This window comes from Chryseobacterium defluvii (assembly GCF_003634775.1).
GTDB lineage: Bacteria > Bacteroidota > Bacteroidia > Flavobacteriales > Weeksellaceae > Chryseobacterium > Chryseobacterium defluvii.
On record NZ_RBXB01000001.1, the window covers coordinates 1319629 to 1339390 of the forward strand.

Genomic DNA, 19762 nt, shown 5'->3' on the forward strand with positions numbered 1-19762 from the left:
TCAATATATGAATGTTAAAAAAACTAATTCTTAATTAATAGAATCTTCAGTCTTTGTTTTCACTTCATCAACTTTGTTCTGAACCTGAGAAGCTACTTCATTGGCTTTGCTTTTAAGATCATTTCCCCATTTATTAAGGTTGTCTTTTGCTGTATTGATCTTATCCTTTACCGCCTGTTGCTGTTCAGGAGTTGATTTTTTATATTTCCAGTAAGCTAATGCACCTAAACCTAATAAAGCCAGTAAGCCGTTTGTTTTATTTCCCATGATTTCCGATTTTTAGTTAATAATATTAAAATTTGTTATATAGTATCATGTAAAATACGTGCCAAAAAAATACCGGGAATTATAAAATAATGTTAAATTATTGAAACACCTCAAAGGTTGTCCCGTCAAAACTGGCAAAAACCATAGTAGGATAGGAGTCTTTATGGTATATGTTTCCATCTTTATCTATAGCAATAGCTCCTGCAAATCCATTTATAGCCTTTAATTCTTCAAAAGTCTTATTAAAGGCACCTTCTAAACTCATTCCATCCGTAACCCGTGTTACGATTTTTGCAGCCGTAGCATTGCTTACAATATCTTCACCTACACCGGTACAGCTTACGGCGCAAAAAGAATTCGCATAATTTCCGGCAACGGTTGCAGAATCAGAGATCCTTCCCGGAATTTCAAAGCCTTTTCCGCCGGTAGACGTTGCGACAGCTAATTTTCCGTTTTGATCAATCGCAACACAGCCTACTGTTCCTTTTCCTCCATTGCTTAGTTTGGCTTCATATTCTTTTCTCCGCTGAGGAATTTCCGTTGAAAAATCATCAAAACCCTGTTCTGTAGCATATTTTTTAGCTCCATTTCCGCCTAGAACCCTGTCATCTTCTTTCATGAGCTCTTTAGCAACATACACCGGATTCTTCACATTCTGTATGTTGATAACACCACTTAATTTCTGTGTTTCACCATTCATAATGGCCGCACTCATCCGGATGATACCATCGCTCTGGATCTGGGAACCTATTCCTGCATTGTACAATTCATCATCTTCAAGCAGGGAAACTGCATAAGCTACCGTATCTAATGCAGAGTTGGACTGCAGGTATTCAAAAGCCTGCCGGGCTATTTTTTTTAAAGAGTTTTGTTTGGCAGTCTTTACTTCATGGCTCTGATCACTCTCTGAGAAAAAACCACCGTGAATTATAATTTTCATAAGATTTGTTTGAAATTTAAATATATAAAAAAAGTGAAGAAAATCTTCACTTATCTATCCTGAGGAATGGGATTAAACTGCGAATTCTCTATTGTTAATGCCCGTGTAGTAAGATCATAATGATCATTCATAGACATTACATGCACGGTTAAATTATCGATAGAGATTGGTTCTCCCAGATTAATATTCGTTAGATTGGTATCTTTAATAAACCTTCCGTCTACAATGATAACCAGTCCGGACCCAACGGCCGTCATTACATCATTATGGATAAAAAGCCCGGTATCTTCCCCCAAGCCGATTCCCAGTGTTCTTGGATTATTCACTACTGCCTGGAAAAGACGCCCGATTCTTCCTCTTTGGACGAAATGTGTATCAATAATCACATTGTCGATAAGCCCTAAACCTTGCGTCGTTTTGATTTCTCCTTTTAACAGGGCTTCAGAACTACTTCCTTGATAAATCATATTTTCAGAGGCGGCAGCTGCACCGGCAGAAGTTCCGGAATAGATAAAGTCCTGTTCCTGATATTTAAGTAAAATAGTATCATGAAATCTTGTTCCACCAAGAATAGAGGTTAATCTAAGCTGATCGCCACCCGTAAACATCACCACATCTGCAGCATTGGCTCTGGCCACCATGGCATCAGAATTGGCTTCTTCACGATTATGAATATCAAGGATATTGACGTTTTTGGCACCAAGGAATTCAAAAGCTTTTTTATATTCTGTACCAACGATCTGGGGAATTTGAGAGGCTGTAGTAACAACTTCTATTACAGAATTTTCTTTATGTTTAGATTCGTTAATGATCTTTCTTAAAATACCTCTTTCAAAAAAGTTCAGATTTTTTTCAATGTTCTGATCAAAATCAGTTTCCGTGAAGCTTCCCTTGTTTACAGCTCCTCCGATAACAATTAATTTTCCAACGGGTTTCATCATAGTATGCAAATTTAAAAAAATAATTTACTGTTATCCCAACATCAATCTTATTTAAATTGATTCTGAGTATTTTAGAATTATTAATGAAAATCTTTGTTTTTTGGAAATCTTTAATCCTCTCTATAGTTTTGTTTGAGCTTTTGTATTATATTTGATTTTAGAAGAAAGTATTATTAATAAGGAAAAATGCAAATTGACTATGAAAATTGAGAAGATACAGGCTTTACGCGGCCCCAATATTTGGAGCATAAGAAGGAAAAAGCTGATACAGATGAGGTTGGATCTTGAAGAAATGGAAAATTTTCCCACCAATAAAATCGAAGGTTTCAGAGAAAGGATAGAACAGCTGATTCCGTCTTTAATGACTCACAGATGCTCAGAAGGTGTAGAAGGAGGTTTTTTTCAAAGAGTGGAAACCGGAACGTGGATGGGACACGTTATTGAACACATAGCACTGGAAATCCAGACACTGGCCGGAATGGATGTAGGCTTCGGCAGGACCCGAGAAACAAAGACTCCCGGTGTTTATAATGTTGTATTCAATTATCTTGAAGAGAATGCAGGGATCTATGCGGCTGAACAGGCTGTGAAAATTGCAGAAGCTTTAATTGAAAATAAGGAATATGATCTAAATGCCTGTATTCAGAAGTTGAAAGAAATCAGAGAAAGGGTACGTTTAGGTCCTTCAACAGGAAGTATTGTTGAGGAAGCTGTTTCCAGAAGAATTCCCTGGATCAGATTGGGGAACAATTCTTTGGTACAGTTGGGATATGGAGTCAATCAGCAAAGATTTCAGGCAACCATTACAGGAAAAACAAGTTCAATTGCCGTTGATATTGCCTGCAATAAGGAACTCACGAAAAAAATGCTTCACGATGCCGCGGTTCCGGTTCCGATAGGTGAGCTGGTGGTAGATGAAGAAGATCTGGATAAGGTAATCAGGAAAATAGGGTATCCCATTGTTATTAAACCTCTGGACGGGAACCATGGAAAAGGGACATCTATTAATGTAAATGATTGGGAAGCCTCAAAAATTGGATTGCAACATGCTCAGAAATACTCCAGAAAAGTAATAGTTGAAAAATATATTACAGGGTATGATTTCAGGGTTTTGGTGATCAATAATAAAATGGTTGCTGCGGCAAGAAGAGTTCCGGCCCATGTAGTGGGAGACGGTGAGCTGAATCTCCAACAATTGATTGACAAGGAAAATAAAGATCCGAGAAGAGGGTACGGGCATGAAAACGTATTGACGGAAATTGAGGTGGATAAAGACACCATGGAACTTCTTGATAAACTTCAGTATACGCTTGAAACCATTCCTCAAAAAGGGGAAGTGGTTTATTTGAAATCTACAGCCAATCTTTCAACAGGAGGAACCTCGATAGATGTTACCGATATGGTTCATCCCGAAAATATCACCATGGCGGAAAGAATTTCCAAAATCATCGGATTAGACGTTTGCGGAATTGATATTATGGCAGAAAATCTTACACAGCCGCTAAAAGAAAGTGGAGGTGCCATTATCGAAGTTAATGCGGCACCTGGTTTCAGAATGCATTTGGCTCCGAGCGAAGGATTACCCAGAAACGTAGCTGCTCCGGTAGTAGATATGCTTTATCCGCCGGGAAAACCTTTTACCATTCCGATTATCGCAGTTACGGGGACTAACGGGAAAACGACGACAACAAGACTTATTTCGCATATTGTTAAAAGCAACGGTTACAGAGTAGGCTTTACAACTTCCGATGGTATTTACATTCAGAATACGATGCTGTCAAAAGGAGATACCACAGGACCAATTTCGGCTGAATTTATTCTGAAAGATCCAACCGTAGAGTTTGCGGTCTTGGAAACGGCACGAGGAGGAATCCTGCGTTCAGGATTAGGTTTTTCTCAATGCGATATTGGTGTTTTAACGAATATCAAGGAAGATCATCTGGGAATGAATGACATTCACTCCCTGAAAGATCTTACCAGGGTAAAAAGAGTGGTGCTGGATAGTGTGAAGAAAAGTGGCTGGAGCGTTATGAACGCTGATGATGAATATTCCATGAAAATAGTCAACGATCTGGATTGTAATGTGGCTATTTTCAGCATGGATGAAAATAATGCCCATATCAAAAGGTTTGCAAAAGATGGGAAAATTACATGTGTATATGAAGAAGGTTTTGTAACCATTAAAAAAGGAGACTGGAAGATCAGAATCGGAAAAGCCAAAGATTTCCCGATCACAATGGAAGGAAAGGCAAAGTTTATGATTCAGAATGTTCTGGCGGCATGCTTGGCAAGCTATCTTCACGGTTTTGAAATTGAGGATATTTCCAATTCATTGAGAACATTTATCCCAAGTGCCCAACTTACACCGGGAAGACTGAATATCTTCAAATTTAAGAGCTTTAAAGTTTTAATTGACTTTGCACACAACCCTGCAGGATATGAGGCTATTGAAGATTATCTTAAAAATGTCGAGGCTACTAAGAAAATCGGGATTATTTCGGGAGTGGGCGACAGAAGGGATGAGGATATTAAATTATGCGGGAAAATTGCAGGAAGAATGTTCGATAATATCATCATCAGAAATGAAAAACATCTTCGCGGAAGAACTGAAGAAGAGATCAACGGATTAATCATAGACGGAATTAATGAAGCAGGAAGAGATGTGAGTTATGAAATTATTCCAAAAGAAATAGAGGCTTTGAAGCATGCGATGAGCATGGCAGAAGAAGGAACTTTTATTACAGCTTTAAGCGATGTGATCTCCAATGCCATTGATCTGGTACAGGAATATCAGGCAAGAGAGCTGCAGGAAGATGATAAAATTTAAAATAAAAAGCCTCCAATCGGAGGCTTTTTAAATGAAATAGCATATTCAGTTTATTATTCTTCTCCAAAAAAAGCATTGGAGCTACCGATCCAGATGGCATCTTTTTTATTGAAATCTACATTCACCATTGCTGCTTTAGTCATTCTTCCAAGGTTTTCAAGCAAAATCGGGCGTTCATCATTTTCTCTCCAAACGTATAGCATACGGATTTCTGCCTTTGAAAACTCCCCGTTGATATCTTTAAAAACAGGTTCATAATTTACTTTTCGTTGCAAAATATAGTTTTCTTTATCTTCAATGGCATCTGTAACTTCTTTGGTCGGGTTTAAGTTGACTCCACTTCCTGCAAAGGAAAACAAAGGCTTTAACACAAAATTATCCAGATTTTCATTTTCGGGAAATTCATGTAAAAAATAGCTTTTAGGAATGAACTGATGTTTCAGCAACGGTAAAAGAAATTTCGAAATTTTGAAAAACCAGTTGGGATGGGTAACCCATTTTACATCAATATCTTCACGGAAATCAAATTCAGTGACTAGATCAGGAATCCTGTCCAGCTCATCAAAAATAACACGGTTGTAGATTCTTTTGATTTCAATTAATTTTCCGTTAATTTCATAGTATAATTTTTTTCCTTCCTTTTTTACTTTGGTTAAACAAACGGTTTTTATTCCCAATAGCTTTTCAGTAAAGACAAAATCAATAGCAGTTTTTTGCTTTTCGGGGTAAATTTCCAACAGAATGACGTTTTCCGGATTTTCATCACCTATAATGACCTCTTTTAAATAATTCTTAAAATCTTCACGAGGCATTTTATTTTTGATTTCATCCAAAAAAGGATATACTTCACAAAAAGTTTCTTCAAATACTTTTTGAAAGGCGTATAAAGAAGGAAAAGCTTGTAGTTCTATCAGTTGAGGTTCAATTTCCCCTTTATCATTTTTACAGATACCAAAATCTATCGTGAGAAAATGAGGCTGTTTTGTATCGTTAGGAACTTTACAGTTTTCCGGAATGGCTTTCTCTAATGTTTCAGACGATAAAGCCTTTATCTGATCTATAATGCTTTCGCAGGCATCAATAAGTTTACCTTCAAATTCTTTGGTAAGGAATATCGGACTTTCGGAAATTCGGAAAGCTGGTTCCAAACCGCTTTTTTGTTTTAAAACTTCCTTAAAGTGCTGGTATTTTTCCTGCGAAAACTCCTGATTGAACTGTTCCCTGTATTTTGATATCATAATTTTTTTCTTTGTGATTTTAAAAAATCGAGCAATTTTGCTCGATTTATGGGGTTTATTATTTTATAAACTTAATTATTTTAAGCCATTACTGCAACGCCTTTCAAAATACTTTTTTTAGCGAACTGCAGGAATCTTGGAAGGATCTGGTTTCTTGTCAGAACAATTTTATCTTCATCATCCATTCTGTCTAGTGTCTCAAGATATTTTTCCATTCCGAAGTTCTCAATCATGGCCTCTTTGTTCTTTTCATCTTTCAGGTTTTCGAGCATTCCTGCAGGATTTGCTTCAGGATGAAACTGAGTTCCAAAGATCTCATTGGAAAAGCGAACTGCCATAACAGCTCTTTCCAGATTAATATGAGGACGGAATTTTTCGATAGCAACGATTTTCATTCCTAGTTCTTCAAAACGTTCATAATTGGGCTCAATGAATTGATATGCTCTGGAATCCACTGCATAGAACGGGTCCGGAAGATTTTTAAATAAAAACTCCTGTTCACCTTCCTCTGTTTTATGAACCGGCATTACTCCGAAAGAATACGATTTTCTTTTACAGATATTACCCAACTCCCAATGAATGCTTGCTAATTGGAATGAATGACAAATTAAAAACAGATATTTTTTATTTTCATTGCATGTATTATGCTCATAAACTGCATTCAGGAAATGTCCGTATTTTTCCTCCCATTCAAAACCTTCTTTATGGGGTGTTCCAGGGCCTCCTGAAGAAATAAAAATATCAAAATCCTTAATGTCGGGCATTTCGTTTTTATGTCTTACATCAAATGTCCGGATGCTTACATGTTCTTCGGAACTTTGCTGGAATGCTTCAGAAATCTCTCTGATGTTTTTGAAACCCTGATTGACATGATTGTTGTTCATATCCAACAAAGCTATTCGAATATCTTTCATACTACTTCATATTTTTTGCAAAGTTATCAAAAAAATTATGAAGCAGTCTCACTATGTGTTATGCCATACTCCGTTTCGGAAATCATATAGTCTACTACTTTGGCAAGATCGCCGGTTTCATTGAAAATTTTGAGCTGTCTGTCCGCACCGGTTCCGTTTTGTAAGATCGTCCAGGCATATTCAACTTCTTTTCTGCATCCTAATTCATCCACTACATCATCAATGAACTCAAGAAGCTCTTTCAAGAGGTCAGGATAAGGAACGGATTCTTCTTTTCCGAAATCGATCAGATGGGCTTCAATTCCACTTTTGGAAGCCCGCCATTTATTTTCATTCAATAACAGTCTTCTATAGCTTCTGAAACTTAAGTTCTGCTGATGCAGTTTGTAGATTTTTGCAACCAGGCTCTGCATGATAGCAGCCAAACATACCGTTTCGTCAATTCTCAACGGCATATCGCAAATTCTGAACTCAATGGTAGGGTAGAACGGATGTACTCTTAAATCCCACCATATTTTTTTTGCATTGTCGATGGTTCCTGTTTTTACCAAAAGATCTACATAGCTGTCAAACTCCGCCAATGAATTAAAATAGCTCGGAATCCCAGTTCTGGGGAATTTTACAAAAATTTCCTGTCTGTAAGATTTGAACCCGGTATTTCTTCCGATCCAAAAAGGTGAATTGGTGGAAAGTGCATATACGTGGGGAAGAAAATAGCGCATGACATTCTGTATCCGGACTCCTTCTTCACGATTCGGAATCCCGATATGAACGTGCAACCCGAAAATGAGATTACCACGTGCAACATCTCCCATATCATCTACAATTTTATTGTACCGTTCACCATTAGTAATCGTATTATGCTCCCAGTTTGAAAAAGGGTGTGTTCCGCCTCCTGAGACCCGAAGCCCCTGTTCATGAGCAGTGTTGATAAGATGTCTTCTTAAGTTGGTAAGCTCCGTTCTTGCTTCCTGAATGTTCTGGCAGATGCCTGTTTCCATTTCAACCATGGATTCATGCATTTCGTGCTTCAGGTTTTCACTTAAAACTGCTTTTCCGCCTTCAATAATTTTCGAAACATGAGAGACAAGATCCCTGCTCTCAACATCAATAATTTGATACTCTTCTTCGATTCCGATAGTAAATTGATGCATTTTTTTCTGTGTTTTGTATTTCTTAATTAGGTTATTTAGCTGAATCTTTCACAAAGGTTCCCCAGGAAATATTTGGTTTTCCGGGTACATATTCTTTAGCTTTTTCAATAGCAAGTTTTGCGGCATGCTCTACGATCCATGCGAAGTTATCTTCTCCTACAGAATTTCGGTCGGCATCCGGCGCGGGATTGCAGAAGTCAATAGCATAAGGAATACCGTCTCTTACAGCAAATTCTACTGTGTTGAAATCATATCCTAAAGCTTCATTCATTTTGATGGTGTAATCATGAATGGTTTTTAGCAGTTTTTCCAGTTCCTCTCCTTGTGTCTGATGCGTTGTCGCATATCGTAAGTGATGCGGGTTTCTGGGTTCATAAGGCATAATATGAACATATTTCTTTCCTAGGCAATATACTCTGTAATAATCCTGGAAAATAATTTCTTCCTGAACCATCATGACCAGTTGTTCCGTTTCACTTAGTTTGTTCCACATGTCTTCAGGGTTTTCCACTCTGTATACATTTCTCCAGCCTCCACCGTCGTGAGGCTTCATATAAGCCGGAAAACCCACATAGTTGAAAATATAATCCCAGTCATGAGGAAACTTTAAATTTCTGAACGAGGTCTCCGAAGTGTTGGTGGGCCTTTCATGCGAAGGAAGCAATACTGTTTTCGGAAGTGGAATTCCCAGCTTGCTCATTAAAGCATTATTGAAGAATTTTTCATCGGCACTCCACCAGAACGGATTATTGATCACATAGGTTCCGTTCAATGCAGCATTCTTTAAATAGGCTCTGTAAAAGGGAACGTCCTGCGAAATTCTGTCAATAATTACTGCGTAACCGTAATCTGCTCCTTGTTCAAGTTTGTCGATGTTTACAGGTTCTGCAATAATTTCTCCACCGCCTAATTCATTTACCTTGTCTATAAATGCCCAGGGAAATGTATCTTCCATTCCAAATAGAATCCCCACTTTTTTTGTCATAATTGTAGTTTTTAATGTTGTGTATTTAATATTTGTTTTCAATTAAAAATAATCATTTCAGGAGAAAAAAGCTCCTATAAATGTTGGAAAAACCATTCTCCATAATGGCCAGTCGTGATTGATCCATTTTCGTTCATCATACCAGAAATCAATTCCTTTGGAACTTAATATTTCTGCCATTTCCAGATTCTTGTCTTTACAAATGTCCTGGTCCGAAGTACTCAAAACAATGTGCATATGCTTATATTTCCAGGCTTCGTCATTTTTTACAAATTCTCTCGGGCAATTGAAGTAGACTAGTTCATCAGAATATCCATCCATAAAATTCCTGATGCTGAATGCGCCTGAAAGGCAAAACAGATGGGATACCACATCGGGAAATCTGAATGCAAAATTAGCGGCATGATAGCCTCCAAAGCTGGCTCCTGCTACTGCAACGCGATGGGTCTGATGTAATTTCTGGATATAAGGAATAAATTCCTTAATTAAAAATTGTACATATAGTTCATAATTTTTTATTCTTTGTTGCGGAGATATTTTTTCATCATAAAAACTCCAGGCATCAATGGTCTGAATATTATAAAGTTTTACCTTTCCCTGCTCTATAAACCAGTTAATACTTCCATTAAGATGAAAATCATGATTTTGGGTATATTGTCCCTGAGAAGTCGGAAACATAACGATCGGGTATCCATAATGTCCGGTTACTTCTACTTTAAGGCTTGTTCCTAATAAGTGTGAATAATAATCTGTATGTTCTATATTTGGCATTTTTATTAATCAATTTTGTAGTTATATCATAGATCTCTCTTTTAGAGCTTTACTTACTTTAATAGTATCTTTAAGGAAGTATTTTGGAGTTAATTTTATTTTGGTTCCGGATACTTTGTGTCTCCGACAACATCTTCTAAATTTAACTGTTCCCAGGAAAAGTTTTCCATCTCTTTTATTTTCTTTCCCAGGTATTCACTATGGCAATAAAGTCCTCTAACGGGCTTGTTTCTTAAATACTCATCGGCTAAAAGTGAAAACCTTCCCACTATTGGGTTTGACATTCCTGCCTCGATACACTCAAATCCCAATGCTTTTGAAAACAATACTTTCAATCCCATATCACTGTACTGGAAAAAGTTCCAGGGTCTTTCATGAGCAGAATATGAAAAATGAGTTTCCACAAGTACTACTCCGCCTACTTTCAATAATTTCGCAATTTCTACAGCTACAAGCCAAGGCATGGCAAAATGTTCAAAACATGAAGCAGAATAGATAATATCAAATTTTTCATCTTCTTTGAAATAGCTTGATAGTTTATGGGCATCTCCTACCACATCCACATTGTTTCCGGGATAGTAATCGAAGCCTACATATTCGGCATTCCGGAAATTTTCTTTGGCATTGTAACTTCCTGTCACTTCCCGGCTGCCAACTTCCAGTATTCTCATTCCCGGTTTATTTCCGATCTGGATCAAATGGGAATACCAATTCTGATGTCTGGCAATGTTAGACATAGGAACATCCTTTGATAAATATTGTCTGTCCAATTCAACATTATTATGAGCTGATACTCCTGAATCTATTTTCAGAAGTTTTTTTAACATTTTCTTCATTTGTGATAAAATAGTTTTTTAACATTATTTTTGTTTTTTTATACTTGAATACTAAAAATTTATATTTTCTAACTTGTGGGTTTTCCTTTTGGGGGAAGAATGTTCAAAAGACCAGCCTGTATTTTTTCAGCGGCATAGTCCAGTCTTTCCTGCACTATAGCAGAGTCATTGGATTTGTAAACAATTCCTACATGATAATCGATAGGTAAAAATTTCACTACTTCATCACATTCAAATTCATTATAATCCGGTTCCTTATCTTTGATCAGAGCAACAATTAATCCTGAATAGTATCCTGTAGGTTTAGATACTTCATAGGGCTTTCCTTTTAAAAGAGCATCTTCAATTCTGGACCATTCCCTCCATATATTGATGCTGCTTGATGCTTCCACAAGGTCCGGAATATGAGCGCCTCCGACTCTGGATGAGGTTTCAAGGAAATACCATTTCCCGTCATCCTTACTTCTGATAAATTCCGTATGGGTGGCTCCGTTCAGCAATCCGAAACTGGAAAGTACTTTCGCGTTGATGTGTTCCAGGGATTTAAACTCATCCGAATACCTTCCCAGTGTTTTACTTCTGAATACCCCGCCTTCATGAGAAACCTGCATGGGAGGAGCAAGGTATTTTGAAGCTGAAGTGAATACAATTTCTTTATTAAACGTTAAGCTGTCTACATGATAAACATCTCCGGGTTTAAAACTTTCTAATAAAAACAGATGGCGTTCTTCACCGAGTGCATCCAACGCTTCCCAAAGCTGTTCTTTGGTAGTGATTTTTTTGATTCCCGACGCGGACGCTTCGGAACGGGGTTTCAGAACCCATGGAGCCGGAGTTTTTTCTATAAATTGATTGACTTCATCATTGTTGAACACAGCAGTGAATTCCGGAACATTGATTCCCGAATCTTTAGCTTTTTGCCGCATGGCAAGCTTATCCCTGAAATAACGGTGGGTAGTCTGGCCCATTCCGGGAATACGGAATGTTTCCCTTACAAGAGCAGCCTTTTCCACATCATAATCATCAAGCGCTACTACGGCATCCACTTTCCTGGTCTGCATTAAATGGGAAAATCCTTGAATAAGATGTTCCAGGTTCCAGACAGAAGGTTTCAGCTCCGGCATATAAAATACCTCATCAATGGCATGCCATGGCCAGTTTTTTTCTTTAAGATTTTCGGATGTTACCAAGATTATTTTATTACCGAGCCTCTTCATTTCATCCATGAAATCATAGCCCTTGTAATAGCACGAAATACATACTATTGTTTTCTCCTCCATATAATGTTTTTTAAAATTTAATGAATTTTCAAAAATAAAAGCAATTTTTTATTGATTATTTAACATTAAAATTGGGAATATAATGTTCTTTTGAAAATTACTAAATCAATTATACAGAGAAATTTTGTAATAAACTAATTTTTAGTGATAATTTTCAATTAAATATGACAATAATTGTACCCCATATCCGGTTGCAGCTTTTTCTTTGGCATAATTGGTATTCCCGAAGGCAACGCCCGCAATGTCCAAATGAGCCCATTTAGGGTGGTTTTCAATGAATTGCTCCAAAAATTTAGCGGCAATGATACAGTCGCCGAGAGGCTTCATGGAAATGTTTTTCAGATCGGCTACATCAGACCGGATATCGTCTTTCCAGACATCCCATAACGGGAGATTCCATAACCTCTGGTTGGTGGCATCACCTGTTTTAATCAAAAGATTTTTCAATTCCTCATTATTGGAGAATAAGGCTCCGCAAGTATCCCCAAACATTCTTACCGAGCTTCCGGTTAACGTTGCCAAATCGATAAGGATATCCGTTTTATAGTTTTTGGAAAGATAGGAAAGGCCGTCTGCCAAAGTCAGTCTTCCTTCCGCGTCAGTATCAAGAACCTCTATGGTTTTTCCATTGTATGCGGTGACCACATCGCTCGGAAGATAAGCTCTTTCTGAAATTGCATTATCTGTGACAGGTAAAACGGCAACAATATTTACGGGAAGGTTCATTTCCGAAGCATAGATCAATGTTCCCAAAACAGCAGTAGCGCCACCCATATCAGATTTCATATAATGCATATTGGTAGGGTTTTTCAGAGAAACTCCACCAGTGTCAAACAGCACACATTTTCCCACCAGGCCAATAGTTTTTGCTTTTTTAGCGGTTGTATTGTATTCTAAAATAGTGAATGCCGCATCATAAGCGCTTCCTTGATTCACAGAAAGATAAGCTCCCAATCCAAGTTCTTCACATTTTTTCCTGTTGAAGACTGTATATTTTAATTGATATTTCTTTGCGAGATTCTTAAGATAAGCATTAAAAATATCAGGTTTTTTAAGGTTGGCGGGTTTATTCAGCCAGTCCTGACAAGCAACCTGTCCGTTACATAAAGCTTCCGCTTTTTGTAAAATAATATCTAATTTTTTAGGGCTTAAATTTTCAACATGAATTTCAAATTTGAAATTCCAGAAAGGATGGGTTTTATCAAAAGGATAATTATATGTTCCGAGCAGAAGGCCTTTTACAAATTCCTCAAATTGTTTTTCAGTGAAGAAATCAGCCAATACCAACGTAGGAGCCGCCTGAATGTTTTTCTTTTGGGTTTGTGAGAATTTATTAGCTACCTGCTGAATCTCAAAATTCTCAAGAGTTGACTTTCCTAAGCCAATGAAATAGGTAATCCCTTCCTCATGAGCGTTAATGAAAATCTCATTTTTCTTTCCGGTGAAAAAAGTGGAAATATTCTTGTTGAAATTCTTACCTGTTTTGGCCCATTCTTCTTCGGTGAATAGATGAAAGACCTGGGTATATTGTTTATTTCTTTTATTAATTAATTTCATAATGTTAGTTTTTAATACTATTCTGTTGCGGTTTTACTTCTACCGGATTTTCACTATTATTGTAGAACAGCCATTCGATGGCTCTAGGAAATTCCTGAGACCAGTAAAACTCATTGTGTTCTCCTTCGGGATTAATATTGGTCCTGAATTCAAAATCAAAAAGGTTTTTCTTCTCCCATCTCTTCAGGTATTCTTCAAAAAGATGAATCCTTTTTACCATTTTGGCGCCCTCTTGTCCACCTCCATATAAATAAATTTTCATTTTATAAGGAATTCTGAAGCTCATCATTGGAAAATTATTGTTGGGTTCAACCCAAAGAGAGGGGGAGAAAATCAGTAATTTGGAATACACTTCCGGATAGAGAAAACCACTGTATATACTGATAAGGGCCCCTAAAGAACTTCCTCCGATACCTGTGTTGTCCCTGTCTTTTTTGGTTCTGTAGTTTTCATCAACAAAAGGTTTCAGCGTATCTGCAATAAAGCGGATGTATTTTTTTCCTTCGGAACCATTGGCGATATGATCATTATCAAAAATATATTCCTTGATTCTTTCTTCGCTGCCGTGTTCTATAGCAATAATGATCAGGTCTCCTCTGTCATATTCGGCCAAGATAGATAGTTTCTTGTCGATCTCCCAGTTCCCATAGCCGCTCCCTTCATTGAAAAGGTTCTGTGCATCCTGAAGGTATAAAACAGGATACCTTTTATTGGAAATATAGTAATCATAGGGTAAAAGAGCCCAGACTTTACGGTAACGGTCCAGCTGCGGGATGTAAAATTCCTCCGAGATGATTTCCGCAATAGGAAAAAATTCCTTTTTAAAAGGTCCCCAGTTGAGTCTCCACTTTTCCACGATGTCAGAAGTCTTTCCTGCTGATTTTTCAATTTTGCGGTTGGGAGTTATATTTCCGTATTTATCCAGTTCTACATTTTCCCAACCTCCTTTGGTGAATTTATACTCAATAGAGTTGGGAAGGATACTGTCATCAATCTCGATACAGTAGGTGCCGGAATCTGATACTCCCAGTTGATAGTTGTAATCTTTAGGGTTCCAATTGTTAAAATTCCCCGTGATATAAACGGTTCTGTCATCGTTTTCTTCCGTGTAGAGTTCAAACCTCATCATATGTGTTTAAAAAATTAAACACTAAATTTATAAAAAATCTTTTTATAGATTATTTGAAATCATAAAAACTATGATTGAAAAAATGATATATTTGAGAAAACGGGTGGGAGAGGGAATTAACATAATAATTATTTCAATAATATTTAATGGTTATTGTTAATATTTTTTGTAGTTTCAATGAAAATATAAATTAAACCAGCCTTGATGAATTCTGTTAAAACATATACACTTTTCACAGAACATGATATTTACCTTTTTAGAGAAGGTAAGCATTATAAGTTGTATGATAAGTTTGGTGCGCATTCTGTGGAAAAAGACGGAATTCAAGGGGTTTATTTTTCTGTTTGGGCGCCCAATGCCAAAAAAGTTTCTGTAATCGGCAATTTTAATCACTGGAATCACAGAGATCATATTCTATACCCCCGTTGGGACGAATCAGGGATTTGGGAAGGTTTTATTGCAGGGTTAACCTGGGGAACTTTATATAAATATGCCATTGAAACCGCTTATGGTGAAATCCTGGAGAAAAGCGACCCTTATGCTTTAAGCTGGGAGCAAAATATTCAGGCTGCCTCATTGGTTTCTACCACTTGGTATGAATGGGAAGATGAAAACTGGCTTCAAAACAGATGGAAAAAGAATAATCTGGAAGCTCCTGTTTCAGTTTATGAGCTTCATCTGGGATCGTGGGTGAGGGATGGAAATGCTCCCGACAGGTTTCTGAATTACAGGGATATTGCTGAAAAGCTTGTTCCGTATATCAAAGAGATGGGTTTTACCCATGTAGAGTTTATGCCTGTTATGGAATATCCTTATGATCCGAGTTGGGGGTATCAGATCACAGGTTTTTATGCTGCAACTTCCCGTTTTGGGTCGCCGCAGGATCTGATGTATCTGATTGATAAGCTTCATAAAAATGACATTGGTGTTATTCTGGACTGGGTTCCGTCTCATTTTCCGGGAGATGCCAATGGATTGCATTGCTTTGACGGTTCTTTTTTATACGAACATGAAGATCCCAGGAAAGGATTCCATCCGGACTGGAAATCATATATTTTCAATTACGGAAGAAGTGAAGTGAAATCTTTTCTTATTTCAAACGCCATGTTCTGGCTGGAACGTTATCATGCGGACGGACTCCGGGTAGATGCGGTAACCTCTATGCTGCATCTGGACTATTCCAGGAATGAAGGGGAATGGGAACCTAATATATATGGTGGCAATGTAAATCTCGAAGCTAAAACGTTTTTACAGGACTTTAATACAGCTGTTTATAAAGAATTTGGAAATAGTATCATAACCATTGCAGAAGAAAGTTCCGATTTTCCGATGCTGACGAAACCGGTGCATGATGGCGGAGTAGGATTCGGAATGAAATGGATGATGGGGTGGATGCATGATACACTGGATTATTTTAAGGTGGATCCCATCGGTAGGAAATTTCATCATCATAAGCTGACTTTTGCTTCCATGTACATGTATAATGAAAATTATATGATGCCGTTGTCTCACGATGAAGTGGTTCATGGAAAAGCAAGCCTGATCTATAAAATGGTAGGTGATGAATGGCAAAAGTTTGCCAATCTTCGCGCGCTGTATGTTTATATGTACACGCATCCCGGAGCAAAACTCTTGTTCATGGGTGATGAATTCGGGCAGACAAGTGAATGGAACTTTACCCAAAGCCTGGATTGGCATTTGCTACAATATCCTGTTCATAAAGGAATGCAAACGGTTGTGAAGGATCTGAATCATCTCTATAGATTTGAGCCTGCTTTTTATGAAAATCAATTCAATCCGGATGGTTTTGAATGGATTGAAGCGAATGATGAAGACAATTCCGTGTATGTCTATCTAAGAAAAGGAAAAAAAAGAGAAGATGTCTTCATGGTTATATTGAATCTTACTCCACGGGTTCTGGATTATAAAATAGGTGTAAATAACGGGACGCACTGGGAGGTTATTTTTAATTCCGATGATGAAAGATATGGTGGAAGTGGTGTGACGCCGGAAGTGATAAAGGAAGAGTATGAAGAATGGATGAGCCGTCCGAAATCCATTACCCTGAAATTACCGCCTTTAGCAGGTGTAATTTTAAAACAGAAAAAAGACAAGAAATATAAATTACACAGAATTAAATTACATAAAAAGTAGAATGGTTGTTTATCACCTTAGTACGGAATGTTATCCGGTAGCAAAAGTAGGCGGTTTGGCAGATGTGGTCGGAGCATTGCCTAAATATCAGAATAAGATAAAAGGTATTGATGCTAAAGTCGTTATGCCTTGGTACAATAAATCTTTTTTTTATGATCATGAGTTTGACATAGTTTTTGATGGATTTATTCATCAGGGACCCAATATGTTGCAGGTTCAGGTGATGAAAGAAAAGACCAATGTTCTGGGTTTTGAACTCTATATGGTGAAAATTCCCGGACTTTTGGATCGCGATAATCCTTATGGGTATCAGGATGAGAACTTTCAGTTTTTAGCTTTCCAGCATGGTGTTTTACATTGGCTGAGTGCAATGCAGATCCGACCGGATATTCTACATTGCCATGACTATCATACAGGATTGGTTCCTTTTATGATTGAAAACTGCGCTGAATTTGAATTCCTGAAAGGAGTGAAGACCATCGGGACCATTCATAACGGGGAGTATCAGGGGATGATGAGCTGGAATATGGCAAACTATATGCCTTCGTTTGATTCCTGGAAATGGGGTTTTTTAGACTGGAACGGACTGATCAATCCTTTGGCATCAATGATTAAATGTGCACATGCTTTTACTACAGTTTCCGAAGGTTATCTTGAGGAGCTGTATATAGGGTTCAGAGGATTGGAAAGCCTTGTACGTCAGGAATTCAGCAAAGCTTATGGAATCATTAATGGAATTGATACCGAAGTATGGAATCCCGAAACAGATCCTATGCTCGATTTTAATTACAGTATTAAAAATGCTGTAGAGCAGAAGAAGAAAAATAAAGAGAAACTTTGTAAGGAATACGGCTTAAAACCGGAGCTTCCTTTATTTGCCTTCATCGGAAGGTTTGCCACTGAAAAGGGAGCGGATCTTCTTCCCGATATGGTCTGGAGAAGTATAAAACAAAGCTATGGAGCTTTGAATATTATGATATTGGGCTCTGGAAACACCTATATTGAGAATAAACTGAAAGAGTACGATTATACCTACAGTAATTTTGCTTTGGATTTAGGATATAAGGAGCATCTTTCCCATAAAATTTATGCTTCGGCAGATTTTTTATTAATGCCGTCAAGAGTAGAGCCATGCGGATTGAACCAAATGTATTCCATGCGGTATGGAACGATTCCTGTAGTACGGTATACAGGTGGTTTGAAAGATACAGTGGTTGATATTTCCACTGGCGGAGCAGGGCTGAACTTTACGTATCCCGGAGTAGATGATATGATCCACGCAATGAACAGAGGGATCAATCTTTATAACAAAAAAGACACAATGGAAAAATTGATTGAGGCCAACATGCAGTTTGACTTCACGTGGGAGAAGTCTGCAGAAAAATATATAGCTTTATACAATAACTAAATATAAAAACGCAAGATAATTATGAAACATAATGTTATTTCCATTGTTTTGGGAGGTGGTAGAGGAACCAGGCTTTTTCCGTTAACCTATTCAAGGTCGAAGCCGGCTGTTCCGATTGCAGGAAAATACCGGTTGGTGGATATTCCTATTTCAAACTGCCTGAACTCTGGATTGAATAAAATTCTGGTGCTTACACAGTTTAATTCAGCATCATTAAACTCACATATTAAAAACTCATATCATTTTGATATTTTCAGCAGAGGTTTTGTAGATATTTTGGCTGCGGAACAGAATGTGGAAAATGATAGCTGGTATCAAGGAACTGCCGATGCGGTTCGCCAGTCTATGAAACATCTTGAAAAATATGATTATGAGTATATTCTGATTCTTTCCGGGGACCAGTTATATCAGATGGATTTCAGGGAAATGCTGGATTTCCATATTGAAAACGGAGGCGATGTAACCATTGCAACCATTCCGGTAAACGCAAAAGATGCCACCGGATTCGGAATCTTAAAATCAGATGATGAAGGAAATATCACCTCTTTTGTTGAAAAGCCGGGATTTGATTTGTTGGAAGGTTTGAAATCCGAAGTTTCTGATGAAAACAAGCATAAGGGAAAAGAATATTTAGCCTCTATGGGAATCTATATCTTCACGAAAAACATCCTTATAAAAATGTTTGAAGAAGGAGCAGGAGATGATTTCGGAAAAGATATTATTCCAAGTTCAATAGGAAAATATACGACATTGAGCTATCAGTATGAAGGATATTGGACGGATATCGGAACAATTGAATCTTTTTATGAAGCCAACCTGGATCTTTGTCAGGATTTTCCGCAGTTTAACCTTTTCTCTTCTTCCCCTATCTATACGAGAGCGAGAATGCTTCCACCATCCAAAATCAACGGTTCCTATGTAAGCAAAGCTGTTTTTGGAGACGGATGTATCATTTTGGCAGATAAGATCGAAAATTCGGTAATAGGAAACAGAACAAGAATAGATAAAGGAAGTACCATCGTCAATTCATACGTCATGGGTGCCGATTTCTATCAGAATACCGTCGAAATAGTGATGAATGACAGAGCAGGACGTCCGAATATGGGAATCGGGAAATACTGCTACATTGAAAAGGCCATTCTCGATAAAAACTGTTATATAGGAGATAATGTGAGGATCATAGGCGGAAGACACCTGCCGGATGGGGATTACGGAACCCACTCCGTTCAGGACGGAATTGTAGTGGTGAAAAAAGGAGCCATACTTCCTCCGGGAACCCATATCGGATGATAAGCAAAAAAGTATGAAGTTGGGAGAGGGAAGTTATTGAAGGGCTGTAATATGACTAAAGTTAATTTTTT

The 19762-nt window shown here is 37.6% G+C and carries 16 protein-coding genes; 4 read left to right on the forward strand and 12 right to left on the reverse strand.

Translation table 11 applies throughout. The annotated features are described in order from the left end of the window. Positions 1–30: 30 nt before the first annotated feature. From BCF58_RS06175 to BCF58_RS06185, 3 genes are all read right to left on the reverse strand, one after another. Complete coding sequence (locus BCF58_RS06175) at positions 31–267, reverse strand: YtxH domain-containing protein (RefSeq protein WP_121460886.1); 237 nt, start codon at positions 265–267, stop codon at positions 31–33. A gap of 97 nt (positions 268–364) precedes the next feature. Continuing rightward, a complete protein-coding gene (locus BCF58_RS06180; protein WP_121460887.1) occupies positions 365–1207 on the reverse strand; it encodes an isoaspartyl peptidase/L-asparaginase in 843 nt (280 codons plus the stop codon). Positions 1208–1257: 50 nt separating this feature from the next. Further along, on the reverse strand, positions 1258–2145 hold the full coding sequence (locus BCF58_RS06185; RefSeq protein ID WP_121461064.1) for a cyanophycinase: 888 nt from the start codon (positions 2143–2145) through the stop codon (positions 1258–1260). Positions 2146–2347: 202 nt separating this feature from the next. On the opposite strand from BCF58_RS06185, the gene cphA reads away from it, so the two are divergent. Beyond that, positions 2348–4975, forward strand: a complete 2628-nt coding sequence (gene cphA / locus BCF58_RS06190; RefSeq protein WP_121461065.1) for a cyanophycin synthetase — start codon at positions 2348–2350, stop codon at positions 4973–4975. Positions 4976–5028: 53 nt separating this feature from the next. Here the strand turns inward: cphA and BCF58_RS06195 are convergent, their stop codons facing one another. From BCF58_RS06195 to BCF58_RS06235, 9 genes are all read right to left on the reverse strand, one after another. Then, positions 5029–6213, reverse strand: a complete 1185-nt coding sequence (locus BCF58_RS06195; RefSeq protein ID WP_121460888.1) for a hypothetical protein — start codon at positions 6211–6213, stop codon at positions 5029–5031. 80 nt (positions 6214–6293) lie between these two features. Then, entirely contained in the window at positions 6294–7127 is an 834-nt protein-coding gene (locus BCF58_RS06200; protein ID WP_121460889.1) for a type 1 glutamine amidotransferase, read from the reverse strand. Positions 7128–7162: 35 nt separating this feature from the next. Continuing rightward, positions 7163–8281, reverse strand: coding sequence for a carboxylate-amine ligase (locus tag BCF58_RS06205; RefSeq protein ID WP_121460890.1), 1119 nt, complete (start codon positions 8279–8281; stop codon positions 7163–7165). 31 nt (positions 8282–8312) lie between these two features. Then, complete coding sequence (locus BCF58_RS06210; RefSeq protein WP_121461066.1) at positions 8313–9266, reverse strand: ATP-grasp domain-containing protein; 954 nt, start codon at positions 9264–9266, stop codon at positions 8313–8315. 57 nt (positions 9267–9323) lie between these two features. After that, the gene (locus BCF58_RS06215) at positions 9324–10037 is read right to left on the reverse strand and encodes an alpha/beta hydrolase-fold protein (protein WP_121460891.1); all 714 of its coding nucleotides are present in this window, start codon (positions 10035–10037) and stop codon (positions 9324–9326) included. 95 nt (positions 10038–10132) lie between these two features. Next, positions 10133–10864 carry a class I SAM-dependent methyltransferase gene (locus BCF58_RS06220; protein WP_228434745.1) on the reverse strand — a complete coding sequence of 244 codons (732 nt, stop codon included), beginning with the start codon at positions 10862–10864 and terminating at the stop codon, positions 10133–10135. Between the two features lie 77 nt (positions 10865–10941). After that, positions 10942–12153 (reverse strand): ATP-grasp domain-containing protein, encoded by a 1212-nt coding sequence (locus tag BCF58_RS06225; RefSeq protein WP_121460893.1) that lies wholly within the window; start codon positions 12151–12153, stop codon positions 10942–10944. 141 nt (positions 12154–12294) lie between these two features. After that, a complete protein-coding gene (locus BCF58_RS06230; RefSeq protein WP_121460894.1) occupies positions 12295–13710 on the reverse strand; it encodes a M17 family metallopeptidase in 1416 nt (471 codons plus the stop codon). 4 nt (positions 13711–13714) lie between these two features. Beyond that, positions 13715–14836, reverse strand: coding sequence for an alpha/beta hydrolase-fold protein (locus BCF58_RS06235; RefSeq protein ID WP_121460895.1), 1122 nt, complete (start codon positions 14834–14836; stop codon positions 13715–13717). Between the two features lie 207 nt (positions 14837–15043). Between BCF58_RS06235 and glgB the strand changes: the two genes are divergently transcribed. Genes glgB through BCF58_RS06250 form a run of 3 tightly spaced genes read left to right on the forward strand, consistent with a single transcriptional unit; the run spans position 15044 to position 19691 of the window. Next, positions 15044–16993, forward strand: coding sequence for a 1,4-alpha-glucan branching protein GlgB (gene glgB, locus BCF58_RS06240; protein WP_185144824.1), 1950 nt, complete (start codon positions 15044–15046; stop codon positions 16991–16993). A 1-nt stretch (position 16994) separates the two neighbouring features. Then, positions 16995–18401, forward strand: a complete 1407-nt coding sequence (locus BCF58_RS06245; RefSeq protein ID WP_121460897.1) for a glycogen synthase — start codon at positions 16995–16997, stop codon at positions 18399–18401. Positions 18402–18422: 21 nt separating this feature from the next. After that, a complete protein-coding gene (locus BCF58_RS06250; RefSeq protein WP_121460898.1) occupies positions 18423–19691 on the forward strand; it encodes a glucose-1-phosphate adenylyltransferase in 1269 nt (422 codons plus the stop codon). Positions 19692–19762: the final 71 nt, after the last annotated feature.